This window comes from Paenibacillus sp. J31R122 (assembly GCF_056269185.1).
The window spans coordinates 1-11,691 of record NZ_JBWDNM010000027.1; the positions used below are offsets into that span (position 1 = coordinate 1).

Consider the following 11,691-nt stretch of genomic DNA (forward strand, 5'->3'; position numbering starts at 1 on the left):
TCTGCATGCCCATGAAAGACGAACATCGGAAAGCCGTATGAGGGAAAACCTCACGTACGGTTTGATGAGGAGGGGCTGGGAAGACCAGCCCTTTACTCTAGTAACGGGCAGGATACTTCCAATATGTGGTTCCTGTAGTATAATGGGGGCGAGGTTATTCAATAGTGGCCTAACGTCAAAAAAGAAACACATCTTGCCTTAGAAACATGACCAATGCACTTTAGTTTGCAGAATATGCGGAGTATAAATTAATAATGGAGAAATTAATAGGTATTGCCGACATGAATGGTGAACTTGTAACGGACAGAGCCTTCAAAGATATTAATAGGTTTACAGAAGGTTTTGCACTATTCAGTGAAAATGAAAGGTATAAATTTCTAGAGAAACAGAGTCTTACTGAGAATCCAGGGGATTACAGTTGGGCAACTGACTACTTTTATGGATTTGCTGCTGTTAGTAAAGAGACTAATGGTAAAACTGGATTTATAAACTCAAAAGGTGAATTGAAAATTAATTATCAGTTTGATGGGTTTGCTAGATTTACAGAAGATGGACTCGCTGTGGTTCAAAAATCTGGTAAGTTTGGAGCGATAAATTCAAACGGAGATATAGTATTCCAATAAAATATAATCGTTTGGATCCATTTTCCGGAGGCTTATCACTTGTAGAGATAAATAGCAAATGTGGTTTTATGAATAAAGAAGGTGAAGTAGTGATTCCGACACAGTGGGCAAATGCTCAGATGTTTCATGATGGAATAGCAGTTGTAATAAATGAATCATATAAATCAGGATGTATAGATATTAACGGAAACTTAAGAGTTCCTATGAAATATAAATTTATAGGAAATATGCGTTCTAATCGAGCAATATTTCAAAAAGGGAGAACATATGGTTTTCTAGATTCTAATGGTAACGAGATTATCCCTAATAAATATAAAAATGTTGATGAGTTTTCAGATGGCTTAGCACCTGTTATTGTAAAAGATAAATGGGGCTATATTAATTTAAACGGAGATTATGTAATTGAACCAAAGTTTGATAATTCATTAAGATTCTTCAATGGATTCGCACGGATATCGTATAATGGCAGGCAGGGTTTATTGAATACGAAAGGTGATCTCATCACATTTAAGCAATTTCAATATATGGATTATCCTTCTGAGGGACTTATATTAGTTGGACTAGAATAATAGAATTTTAGTTAAAAGAGCTTCTTATCTGAGGATGTTTAAAGAGTGAGCGACTATCTTTGTTGAAAACGGCATTTCTGATCCACATGCATATTTTACTCAGTTTGAATGTTTCGGAATGTATTAAGCTATCGGAGAACGATAGCACAATAAACTACACCACGAGGCTGCCACAGAATGAACGGCAGTCCATTACGCTAACGGGTAACTATAGCGCGGTGCTATGGAATGAGACTCATGAAAAGGAGCGAAACATTTGGATAACAAAAGGATAAGTGCTTATTTTTTTTTGTTGTATAGCGTACTGGTAGATATACGCTCCCATTCATTTACGAACACAGAGAAGTCAACAAAATTTATTAATGATCTATCAGATACATTTCATAACTTACCTTTAGTACTTTCTGATGATCCTAAAAAGTTCGATGAAAAATTATTTTGGGAATACGTAGAGAGTATCCAGGAAAGGTATCCGCAAGAAGCACGGGACTATAAGATTTTGTTTAATCAAAAGATGAACGGCTAAACTAACGGGAAACGTTAGTTAATCGCACCATGGAGCAGTTGCAGTCTGCAACTGCTCCATTTTTTCATTACGCTAATGGGCAGGTTAGTTGCAACAGTGGCTGTCAAGGCAAACATACCGACTGGTTAATTTATGTCATATTGGAATTTAGTTTTACTCAAAGGGGATAATACCTGCAAAACTTCTTCCAGAGGTGGCGTGAAATCGTGAAAAATTTGGTCATAATATGCATGGTGTTTGCTGGGCTATTCTCCTCGATACAAATAGCAAAGGCAAGTATTCAACCCAATTTAAAACCAGAGGATGTTTTATCAATTCAAGTAAACCGTATATCTGGGGATTCTAGATTATTTAAGGAAAGCGACGGATATGAAGAAGTAATCATCAGTAAGGTTGTTAAATGGATAAACACAACGAATCCTTCCGAAGGACAAACTGAGCCAGAGGCAAATATAAGCCCCATCTCTAAATTGGAAATAAGAATGAAAAACGGGGAGATTGTAGTTGTTGAACCTGCCTATAATTGTATACTTGAGAATCAAAAAAAGTCTTGCACAATAGCGGATGGTGAGGTTTTATTTACCCAAAATAATAACGAAGTTCGATTAAAATCACTTGAGTTATTTGATTGGCTTTTAGTCGAGTGGAAGTATGAAAGTATTGGAGCTCCTAAAGAAGAGCTACTTGAAGAAACCTTATATACCAGATATTTTTCATACCTCGATAAAACTTACTCAGACTTTATCATGTGTCCAAAAATAGATAAAATCGAAAGAATAAATGGCGATACAAGAAGACATATCGTACATGCAAGTGCGTTAAATTATAGCGCACATCATGGTGACGCTCCTTATAAAAGAATTCTCATCACTTTAACTGATACTCCAGAAAGTAATGTAAAAATAAATAAAGTCACAATCCAAAAAGGTATTTCTGGAAAGGAGAGCCGTAAACAATGTAGACGGGAAGACTAAAAAACTTTTTGAACTATCGGGCAGAATAGCATGGAAGCCAGAATCCCGTTCTTTGCATGTAAATTCGGTTATTGGCAATCATAAGGGAAAAGTTAGCAGGAGGTAGATATGAAGAAAGTTATTTTGCTGATTATGTCATTCTCTATCTTTTTATCAATTCCAACTGTAAGTGCAAAAATGTCAATTTTCCCACCGCAAGATATGTTAAATCGCTCCGATTACATAGTCATTGGCAAGATAATGAGGCGAATTACTGCTAATGAATATGGGGTTGTACACAAGGAAATGACTTTGTCAGTCGAAGATGTTCTAAAAGGACGACTAAATCAAAAAGAGATTGTGTTAAAGCGGGATGTACATTTTCATCCTGGTGAAGTGCCTTATGATTTTCCTAAGCGAGGAACAAAGGTTATGCTTTTATTAAGAAATAACATAAATGGTTTATCTCTCACGTATCACAACAGTATTTGCGTAATTCAAAATAGTAGGCTTTCATTATTTGAAGGTATAGGCTTTGGTGATTGGTCAGTAAATGAGTATGAGGAAACTTACCAAGCCTTTTACGATAAATCCATTGGATTCAACTAAGGGAGACGATAGCGAACTGAGCAGATGGCTACGGGAGTGCATGCAGTTTTGATGTCAAAAACAAATAGGAGACGAAGAATGGCACGTTTCACGAAAATACAAGTGCTTCTGGTTGTTCCGCTGCTGGTTCTTGGCGGTTGTTCCGGTAACCAGAAAGCTCCCGCCGCACAGAATAACCCAGTCACTTTATCCGTTTCTGCTAACCAGACTGCCAACGCCGGCATTGGACAGGCTCTTGAAACTACTGTCAGTATGGACTCTGAATACGACGTCTCAAATCTAGAATTGACCCTGCCAAAGGGATGGAACTTGAGTACCGGAGACCGCTTTAACGCATCTATCACCGACGAGAACGGAATGACTCTCGGGAGCGTTGTCACGTACCCGTATGCTGACGATTTTGACTTCAAATTTTATAAGCCCAACCATAGCGAAATTACAAATGAAGAATTAATCGATACTCCCATCGGAAGCGGCAAGCTATTTACGCTAGACGCTGACAATGGTACAGCCGCCTCCGGTCTGACCGGCACACATGACGTCTATTTCGCCGTCATCCCGATACAGGACAAAATTATTTACGTACTGGAATTTTCAAAGCATGATAAAGAGGCAACGTCCAAAAAGCAATTCGTCGGTTTATTGAACGGGTTGCGATTAAAAAAGTGAACGCTAACCAATTGAAAAAAAAGCTGAACCGGCATGCCCTTTAGACCTTCATGGTTATTAGTCGATTACGCTAACGGGTAACGATAGCTCAATATTCTTCAGGAGAAGGCTGCCGACAGCAATGGATCGGCAGCCTTCTCAACTAACGGGCAGGATAGTTTAAGAATAAATCGGTAATAAAGGCATTGGGCTGCTCGCCATATGCATACTCGTCCAAATAAACCGTTCATTCCACTGATTCATTTTATTACCATTCCCCTCTGCGTAATTATCCCGTCACAAGGTCGTAGACCTTGTGGATTTTCCCGTCTAACAGATCCATATGAACGATTCGCGCTTCTCGTATATATTCTTTCCCCTCCACATAAAGCAATAATACAGGCGCAGTAAAAACAGAGAACCTCTCAGCAACGGCTGGAACATCATGTGCATTGATCGTCCCCAATTGAATTTCCGGGTACTTCATCATTAATTTCTGTACCTGCGGCTGCAATGCATGACAAACGCTGCAATCCGTCATCGTGATATAAAGAAACGATAATGAATAACGACTTATAAATTCATTTGCCGCTTCGACACTCGTTAACAGTTCAAAATCCCTCATCAGTACCCCACCTTTCGAAACCTCTATATACCTATAGGGGTATAATACATAAGCAAATTACGGCATGTCAACATTAAGTTCAGCAAGTACTCGTTCCAAAGGTGAGTCAGCTCGGGAATACAAAATTTAAGTCATTGAAATGGGCCGGTGCCCTGTACGGGGCACCAGCCCATTTGTTTTATTGTTTCACCACGTTTTCCGCCGTACGGAAAGCCAAGGCAAGAATCGTTAACACTGGATTGACGCCGCCATTAGTCACGTGTACAGAGCCGTCGCTCACCCAGAGATTGCTGTATCCATGCACGCGACCCAATGGATCAGTGACAGATGTCGCCGGGTCGTTCCCCATACGGAGTGTACCCGCCTGATGCTGGCCGGCCCTTAGCCCGCCGCCTGGCCGGGTTCGCCACACCTCACGCGCTCCAGCTGCCCAACACCTGGATGACATCCAAAAGCGGACCAAATATCAGCATCCCGATGGAGAAAGTTACTTCAATGGCAGTCAACCACCAATAATCATCTCCAAAGCTGCGTGTCACTTGGAGCGGCGTTAGATTACCCGATCGTAGTTCGTAGTATGAGGTCAGCCAGTTTATTACTGGTTGACCTCTTTTATTCAAACAAAAGACACAAAAGTAATCAATGGAGACTAGTCCCCTGTCTTCGTTGGTGTTACAATAATCACTGTAAAAAAAGGGAAAACAACCCTTTAAGAAGGGTGATGCCGAATTGAAAGCATCCTGTTTTGAAAGCTCTTTCAATATTTTTTATAAAAAATGGATAGGCCACAACGATTTAGCATCACAACAACAAAATAGGAGGAAAGTGAATTGAAGAATAGAAAAACAGCACTTGCAGAAGCATCCGCCATGATCCCCTCGACGGTTCCTCATTCTGTTTTTGCGGGGGACTCCATGCCACCCACGGGCGATGCCGCATTCGGAAAAAACCAACCGGTGACCCACGGATACCGGGCTGTCGATATTGAGAATTGGTCACCGGAAACCGATCCGAACGCCAAGCGATTAAGAGCACATGTGCCTTTGCAGCAAAGAAACGATGCGTTTGCCGCAACCCAAGCGAATCCGAAGCTGAGTCCGAATACCGAGTTTTTCAACCTTACTGGTGATTACGATGACGCTCCCCGTGGCGCAACGCCTTACAATAACGAGTTTTCGAACTATCTCTTTAACTTCTGGCAATATACCGATTATTATGGAGGCTGGCATGGGACTCCTACGGAAGACGTACCCTCCAGCTTATATGATCCGAATGACGCCGGGCATAACGGGGCATTTGAGTACGGCATCGTAGACCTGCCTAATCCCGCTTATACCAATGCGGCGCACAAAAACGGCGTAAAATCCGTAGCCTGCATTTTTATCCCACGCGGCGGACAACCTTATGATCTGCTGTTGAAGCAAAGAGAAGACGGAACGTTCCCGGTCGCGGAGAAGCTAATCGAGATGAAGGAATTTTTCGGCTTTGACAGTTATTTTATTAACCAAGAAACGTCGATTAAACCGGAACATATTAAGATATATAAAGCATTTACGAAAACATTGGTGGATGCGGGCGTCTATACGCAGTGGTATGACACGGTAGATGATACGCAGGGCAAATTGACCTACCAGCCTTCACTTATTTCTTCGCACAGCTCGTTCGTTCGTGATGACGCAAATGGAGGAATGATTAACAACTCTATCTTTATGAACTACAACTGGAACTCGCACGACGGATGGAACAATGGAGACAGCACAGATCAGAAGTATATTAAACAGACCGTCGAAGAGGCCAAAAGTAGAGGAATCGATCCGCTTAAAACCGTCTTCTCCGGCGTTGAAGCGGGAATGGGCCGCTTTGGAGGAAGTCATAACTCGACTCGTAACTTGGATGTCATCTTAGATCCGGTGACAGGAAATCCAATGACCTCCATCGCGACGCTTGGCGGCCTTTTCGTCCAGCAAGCGCTTGACGAAAATATAGGCGACCCGAGCAAAAATGACGACCATCAGTGGATGATCGCCGAGCGCGAGCGTATGTGGTATACCGGCGTAAAGATCGATCCGACCAATACCGACAAGCAGAAAGGATATACAAGACCGGATGTCGGTGTGCAGGACGCTTCGGAATGGACAGGGATATCAAGGTATATTTCAGAACGTTCGGTCGTTAATGGAAGCGCTTTTTCAACAACCTTTAATACAGGCCACGGCATGAAGTACTACGTAGACGGAAAAGTATCAAACGATGACGAATGGTCGAACATCAACTTGCAGGATATTTTGCCGACGTGGCAGTGGTGGATCGATAGCGAAGGTACCAAGCTTCAAGTCGATTTTGATTACGGCGATTCCGTGGAGAACGGCGACAAGTTCACCTATAAGCCGATCGGCGGCTACAAAGGCGGAAGCTCACTAGTCGTTAACGGCAGCTTGGACGCCAAAAATTTCTTGCGTTTATACAAGACGGATTTGGACGTTAAGAAAACAACAAAAGCTTCGATTACGTTTAATAAGTCGTCGGCAAGCGATCGCTCGGAAATTCAGCTGGGACTTATTTTCAAAGACAATCCGAAACAGGTTGAATATGTATCCGTTCCTAACAGCGGTGAAAAAACAAATGGTTATACGACAGCGGAATTAGATTTGCACGCTTACGCAGATCGGGAACTTGCCGTAATCGGACTTGCGTTTGATCCGAAGGGAGCGGCCATTGAGGGCTACCAGGTGAATATTGGAGAACTTAAGATAACGGATGGGAAAAACTATACACCAAGCCAACCTGCCGGTTTTGCTATAGAAAATCGATATGATACCGGCGAAGCCGATGTCGTCTGGAACATGGAAGATTATAGCGAGGTGAAGCAGTACAATCTCTATGCGCAGCTGAAAAATGGAAAAGAGGTATTTTGGGGCGGCGTATACGGCAGCAATTTCTATATAAAGAGCTTGGAGCCGGACGTTATGGCCCTCAAATTGACTGCTGTCGGCATCGATCAGACCGAGAGCAAACCGGCCGTCGTTGCTATTGACGACAAGGACCAACTCTCGAATGTTAACGCCATTGCAACGGTCGAAGGATTCGATATCGTCTGGGACAAGCATAACCGCGCAAGCCAAGTTCGGTTTGACGTAAGCTTTACAGACGGAAGGAAGGATACGTATACGAAAATCGTGGATTCCGCATTGGGTTTGTTCGAATGGGAAGTGCCGGTGAAGGACGATGATCGTTACCTATTGAAAGTATCCGCCTTGGATAAAGAAGGGGGAGTGCTTGACACCGTAAGTTCTTCAGGAAAAATGAAGGATCTTTATTCTGAACCGTTCGATGGTGGTTATTATATCGATGGTGATAAGCTTGGGATCGACGTCCCGTCTTCGAAGGATTGGTGGCATATGTACATTACGGTCAACGGCCAGCCAGTTAAGCCAACGGAGAACGATCAGGGTGTTACAACCGATTATTTTATTCGCGGATATCATGATCTGAATGGACTTCCTCTGCCGGAGAAGGGATCCGTCATCAGCATCGTTCTGGAGGATTATATGGGGAATATGTCCGAAATGAAATCTATTCCTTATAATTAAAAGAATGCATTAGCACCTCAAAAACCCGCTCGCTGAGCGGGTTTTTGGTATGCTATCGATAAGCTTCATTCCTTGCGAGTAGGCGTCAATCGGGTACCGAAGGAGGACGTGTCCAAATACGGCATCGTCTCCTCCGTCAGGGCGAAGTGCGGCACGCACGTCGCCAATGGGCTCGTAGAAAAGCCCGCGCCCGAGAACGCGCCTTCCGATTTGGCCATCATGGGCCGCTACGTGCTCCACCCGACCATCTTCCCCGTGCTGGAGAAGCTGGAACGCGGCGCCGGAGGCGAATTCCAGCCGTGCACCGACACCTAAAATTTATGATATGGTCACTGAACGGATTATCAACCTATTGGAAAAAGGTATTGTTCCGTGGCGCAGACCTTGGGAAGTGGGTACGGCGGTGAATTGGAAAACACAAAAGCCGTACAGAGGTATTAATACGCTTCTATTGGAACCAGGTGAATATGCGAGCTTTAAACAAGTGAGTGAAGCCGGAGGGAAAGTGAAAAAAGGTGAAAAAGGGCATATCGTAGTATTTTGGACGTGATTAGAGAAGGAAGAAGACAATGGCGAAGTTACAAAAATTCCATATTTGCGATATTACACGGTGTTTGAGATCAGTAAACAATGCGAAGGATTACAAAGTAAGCGAAAGGACCAAAGTTATGAACATGACCCAATCACGGAGGCAGAGCGGATTTGTGAAGGATACAAAGATTCACCAGATGTACGGTTTGCGTCGGGGCGTGCATTCTATGTGCCAGCACAGGATTACATTAGTGTTCCACCAATATGTGATTATGAGAAACCCGAGGAATATTATTCAACACTATTTCATGAGCATATGCACAGCACAGGTCATATTCAGCGATTAAACCGCCAAGGAATAACCGAAATCGCTGGATTCGGTAGTGAAAGCTACAGCAAAGAGGAATTAGTTGCAGAGATCGGCGCGACGATGTTGTGCAGTATTGCGGGAATTGACAATAGTACAATAGAAAATAGTGTGGCTTATATTGGTGGATGGTTACGTAAGCTGAAATCAGATAATAAAATGATTGTTCAAGCTGCAGGGCAAGCGCAAAAGGGAGCGGATTATATTCTAGGTGTTAAACTCGATGAAAGAGGAGAATGACAACGAAGAAAAACGCGGCCCTCGGCCGGGCCCCCTCCCCGGCCAAGGGCCGATCTTATAATGAAAATGACTTATGCAATATTAATCAGATTGATTTAAAAATATTTAAAACTTGACCCACTACTGAGGCAAAGAAGCCTAAGTTGTGGGTCAATATCATAATCGGATATCTTTTACATACCATGCTTATCCATTAATCATTTACTTCTCGAATCATTAATGTTTAAAATGATCCTGTCTCATACGCTAATTACGCTGCATTTAAGCTCCTTTGTGAACGGAGGCCCAGCCAAGTGTTCACGTAGGCGCTCTAGAGAGGTGCCTAATTATGAACTGAGCCAGGAATAAATAAAAGGCGAGCCCACGGCTCGCACAGTTCAGTTCTTTAATAAGTGATTATGTAATGGAGAATTTCACTCTTGCTGCTTCATGAGTCCCGATGTGCTGAGCTATGAGGGATATTGCAGCTGTCTGCATCATAAACTTTGCCCAATCCATCAGATATTCTTGAGTTTGTAAGTCGAGTTCGTCTTTCTTAACGGTAAATGTAACTTGAAGATCCTCCATGAAATCACCTCGGTACATGTCTATGCAGCGAGTTTCCAGGGACAACCCTGATTTATTTCATGAATAACGACGGGGTGCAGTTCAATGTAACGGCAGCCTCGTTGAGCTACGTCGACAAGGGGGGATAGGATGAAAACGCTAACGAAAGAGGTAGTACAAAAAATGATTTACTTGGGTCAATCCATAACAAATTCATCAATACAAAATCTTAATTTATACAACAAACTGCTTTTTGAAGGTGAACAAGTTAGAACACCAGTGATATTTGAGTCATGTATTTTGAGCAACGTAGATTTCACGATTCTTGAGTTCTATGAACAAGTAGTGTTTCGAAGATGTAAAGTTATCTGGGCAGGCTTTCGCGGGGCTTATTTTTATAAAGGTATATTAATTGAAGACTGTGAATTTCATGATACTTTGTATTTTGATTGTGGCGGTCATAATGAAAATCCACATCTAGTTAAAATACATGGGACGGTTTTTAATGGCTATGTTGATTTTTTTGATTCCTGGTTTACGGGTCCAGTCGAAATTACAAATTGTTCTTTTAATGCGGGAACAAACCTGCTGTGTGATATGAACGGATTTGATATCCCCCCTTTATTAGAAAACAATACTGGAAATCTTCACCTTGAAAATGAGTGTGATCATTGAACTAACGGAGAACTTTAGTTGAATGCAAAAAGGAGCAGCTTGCGATCCAGTAGCTGCTCTATTGTTCATTAAGCTAAAGGGCAGTATAGCGTAGTCATCTTTCACTCATTGTTCCAATATATGGTACAATGAGTGAAATGCTGTTAAGGAGGAAATCCATGAATTTAGCTAATAAAATTACTATTGCAAGAATATTGTTAATTCCCATTTTTATTTTACTCTTCCCCATTTATCCAGATTGGCTAATCTACAAATCTGTTATCATACAGCACGTAGATTTCTATGGAATTTATTATGCCTCAGCAATATTTATACTTGCCTCAGCCACTGATAAATTAGATGGACATATCGCAAGAAAATACAATCAGATAACGAACATGGGAAAGCTTTTGGATCCATTAGCAGATAAATTGCTCATTTCAGCGGCGTTGATTTTAATGGTAAGTCAACAGTTAATATACTCCTGGATCGCTTTTGCTATAATTGCAAGGGAAATTATTATTACTGGAATTAGAATAGTGGCCTCATCTCAAAAAATTGCTTTACAAGCTGATCAATATGGAAAAATAAAAATGGTATTTCAAGTTGTAGCAATTTCAGCTGTTTTGTTAAATAACGGTCCATTCAGCTTCATCACAGAAATTCCTGTCGACCAAATACTTATGTATATTGCATTATTCTTGACTATATATTCTGGCTTTAACTACATAAAGAATAACTATCACACGCTAAAACTTGATTCTTAATCCAGCAGTAATTACGTTACGCTAACGGGACACGATAGTTGAATGAAGCAGATTGCAGGAGCAGTCCTTTTTTTAGTAACGGGTTTATATACGTAACAAGCGTAAGTGTGTTGAAGTATGAATCGGTGGTGTGGGGATGAATGGAAAACGTTCTACGTTAAGCTTTGTATTAATACTACTTACCACGATTATTGTATTTTCAATGATATATAGTTTAGCTACAGGTAAGCCATTTCTTCAATTAACAGCTAATGGGCTAAGGTATACAGCTTTTTGTGTGATATTAACTTTATTGCTTAGCTTAATTGGTATTTTCAAAATCAGCAAAAGAGTTATTCCGCTTTCCGCCCTAGTTATCTCTACATTTATAGCGTTAATCTATATATTTGGATACATAAAATGGGCTATTCAAGGAGTTTGAAATAAATCCTAATCCACTTTAT

16 protein-coding genes are annotated in these 11,691 nt (G+C 41.6%); 12 read left to right on the forward strand and 4 right to left on the reverse strand.

Features of this window, described 5'->3' with window-relative positions; translation table 11 throughout:
- Positions 1 to 254: 254 nt before the first annotated feature.
- The 5 genes from AC0YN7_RS28410 to AC0YN7_RS28430 all read left to right on the forward strand — a co-directional run bounded on the left by AC0YN7_RS28410 (position 255) and on the right by AC0YN7_RS28430 (position 3,949).
- A complete protein-coding gene (locus AC0YN7_RS28410) occupies positions 255 to 623 on the forward strand; it encodes a WG repeat-containing protein (protein ID WP_475813376.1) in 369 nt (122 codons plus the stop codon).
- A gap of 68 nt (positions 624 to 691) precedes the next feature.
- On the forward strand, positions 692 to 1,192 hold the full coding sequence (locus AC0YN7_RS28415) for a WG repeat-containing protein (protein ID WP_475813423.1): 501 nt from the start codon (positions 692 to 694) through the stop codon (positions 1,190 to 1,192).
- 732 nt (positions 1,193 to 1,924) lie between these two features.
- Entirely contained in the window at positions 1,925 to 2,692 is a 768-nt protein-coding gene (locus tag AC0YN7_RS28420) for a hypothetical protein (protein WP_475813377.1), read from the forward strand.
- Positions 2,693 to 2,800: 108 nt separating this feature from the next.
- Positions 2,801 to 3,280 carry a hypothetical protein gene (locus AC0YN7_RS28425; protein ID WP_475813378.1) on the forward strand — a complete coding sequence of 160 codons (480 nt, stop codon included), beginning with the start codon at positions 2,801 to 2,803 and terminating at the stop codon, positions 3,278 to 3,280.
- A 78-nt stretch (positions 3,281 to 3,358) separates the two neighbouring features.
- On the forward strand, positions 3,359 to 3,949 hold the full coding sequence (locus tag AC0YN7_RS28430) for a hypothetical protein (protein WP_475813379.1): 591 nt from the start codon (positions 3,359 to 3,361) through the stop codon (positions 3,947 to 3,949).
- A 268-nt stretch (positions 3,950 to 4,217) separates the two neighbouring features.
- Here the strand turns inward: AC0YN7_RS28430 and AC0YN7_RS28435 are convergent, their stop codons facing one another.
- The 3 genes from AC0YN7_RS28435 to AC0YN7_RS28445 form a co-directional block, all read right to left on the reverse strand.
- Entirely contained in the window at positions 4,218 to 4,553 is a 336-nt protein-coding gene (locus AC0YN7_RS28435) for a thioredoxin family protein (protein WP_475813380.1), read from the reverse strand.
- 178 nt (positions 4,554 to 4,731) lie between these two features.
- On the reverse strand, positions 4,732 to 5,001 hold the full coding sequence (locus tag AC0YN7_RS28440; protein WP_475813381.1) for a GMC family oxidoreductase: 270 nt from the start codon (positions 4,999 to 5,001) through the stop codon (positions 4,732 to 4,734).
- Entirely contained in the window at positions 4,967 to 5,173 is a 207-nt protein-coding gene (locus AC0YN7_RS28445) for a hypothetical protein (protein ID WP_475813426.1), read from the reverse strand. Before AC0YN7_RS28445 ends, AC0YN7_RS28440 begins: the two co-directional genes overlap by 35 nt.
- A gap of 210 nt (positions 5,174 to 5,383) precedes the next feature.
- On the opposite strand from AC0YN7_RS28445, the gene AC0YN7_RS28450 reads away from it, so the two are divergent.
- The 4 genes from AC0YN7_RS28450 (at position 5,384) to AC0YN7_RS28465 (ending at position 9,281) form a co-directional block, all read left to right on the forward strand.
- A complete protein-coding gene (locus AC0YN7_RS28450) occupies positions 5,384 to 8,143 on the forward strand; it encodes an endo-beta-N-acetylglucosaminidase (protein WP_475813382.1) in 2,760 nt (919 codons plus the stop codon).
- Positions 8,144 to 8,215: 72 nt separating this feature from the next.
- On the forward strand, positions 8,216 to 8,458 hold the full coding sequence (locus AC0YN7_RS28455) for a sugar phosphate nucleotidyltransferase (RefSeq protein WP_475813383.1): 243 nt from the start codon (positions 8,216 to 8,218) through the stop codon (positions 8,456 to 8,458).
- A gap of 10 nt (positions 8,459 to 8,468) precedes the next feature.
- On the forward strand, positions 8,469 to 8,693 hold the full coding sequence (locus AC0YN7_RS28460) for an ArdC-like ssDNA-binding domain-containing protein (protein ID WP_475813384.1): 225 nt from the start codon (positions 8,469 to 8,471) through the stop codon (positions 8,691 to 8,693).
- Positions 8,694 to 8,753: 60 nt separating this feature from the next.
- On the forward strand, positions 8,754 to 9,281 hold the full coding sequence (locus AC0YN7_RS28465; RefSeq protein WP_475813385.1) for a zincin-like metallopeptidase domain-containing protein: 528 nt from the start codon (positions 8,754 to 8,756) through the stop codon (positions 9,279 to 9,281).
- A 396-nt stretch (positions 9,282 to 9,677) separates the two neighbouring features.
- Here the strand turns inward: AC0YN7_RS28465 and AC0YN7_RS28470 are convergent, their stop codons facing one another.
- Positions 9,678 to 9,848 carry a hypothetical protein gene (locus tag AC0YN7_RS28470; RefSeq protein ID WP_475813386.1) on the reverse strand — a complete coding sequence of 57 codons (171 nt, stop codon included), beginning with the start codon at positions 9,846 to 9,848 and terminating at the stop codon, positions 9,678 to 9,680.
- Positions 9,849 to 9,977: 129 nt separating this feature from the next.
- Here AC0YN7_RS28470 and AC0YN7_RS28475 point away from each other — a divergent pair, with 129 nt between their 5' ends.
- From AC0YN7_RS28475 to AC0YN7_RS28485, 3 genes are all read left to right on the forward strand, one after another.
- Positions 9,978 to 10,502 (forward strand): hypothetical protein, encoded by a 525-nt coding sequence (locus AC0YN7_RS28475; RefSeq protein ID WP_475813387.1) that lies wholly within the window; start codon positions 9,978 to 9,980, stop codon positions 10,500 to 10,502.
- 158 nt (positions 10,503 to 10,660) lie between these two features.
- The gene (pgsA, locus tag AC0YN7_RS28480) at positions 10,661 to 11,248 is read left to right on the forward strand and encodes a CDP-diacylglycerol--glycerol-3-phosphate 3-phosphatidyltransferase (protein ID WP_475813388.1); all 588 of its coding nucleotides are present in this window, start codon (positions 10,661 to 10,663) and stop codon (positions 11,246 to 11,248) included.
- A gap of 136 nt (positions 11,249 to 11,384) precedes the next feature.
- Positions 11,385 to 11,669, forward strand: a complete 285-nt coding sequence (locus AC0YN7_RS28485) for a hypothetical protein (RefSeq protein ID WP_475813389.1) — start codon at positions 11,385 to 11,387, stop codon at positions 11,667 to 11,669.
- The last annotated feature ends 22 nt before the right edge of the window (positions 11,670 to 11,691 follow it).

Coding starts and splice junctions, on each gene's coding strand:
- AC0YN7_RS28410 (WP_475813376.1), top strand. CDS start 255: ATGGAGAAATTAATAGGTATTGCCGACATGAATGGTGAACTTGTAACG.
- AC0YN7_RS28415 (WP_475813423.1), top strand. CDS start 692: ATGAATAAAGAAGGTGAAGTAGTGATTCCGACACAGTGGGCAAATGCT.
- AC0YN7_RS28425 (WP_475813378.1), top strand. CDS start 2,801: ATGAAGAAAGTTATTTTGCTGATTATGTCATTCTCTATCTTTTTATCA.
- AC0YN7_RS28430 (WP_475813379.1), top strand. CDS start 3,359: ATGGCACGTTTCACGAAAATACAAGTGCTTCTGGTTGTTCCGCTGCTG.
- AC0YN7_RS28435 (WP_475813380.1), bottom strand. CDS start 4,553: ATGAGGGATTTTGAACTGTTAACGAGTGTCGAAGCGGCAAATGAATTT.
- AC0YN7_RS28440 (WP_475813381.1), bottom strand. CDS start 5,001: ATGTCATCCAGGTGTTGGGCAGCTGGAGCGCGTGAGGTGTGGCGAACC.
- AC0YN7_RS28460 (WP_475813384.1), top strand. CDS start 8,469: ATGGTCACTGAACGGATTATCAACCTATTGGAAAAAGGTATTGTTCCG.
- AC0YN7_RS28470 (WP_475813386.1), bottom strand. CDS start 9,848: ATGGAGGATCTTCAAGTTACATTTACCGTTAAGAAAGACGAACTCGAC.
- AC0YN7_RS28475 (WP_475813387.1), top strand. CDS start 9,978: ATGAAAACGCTAACGAAAGAGGTAGTACAAAAAATGATTTACTTGGGT.
- pgsA (WP_475813388.1), top strand. CDS start 10,661: ATGAATTTAGCTAATAAAATTACTATTGCAAGAATATTGTTAATTCCC.
- AC0YN7_RS28485 (WP_475813389.1), top strand. CDS start 11,385: ATGAATGGAAAACGTTCTACGTTAAGCTTTGTATTAATACTACTTACC.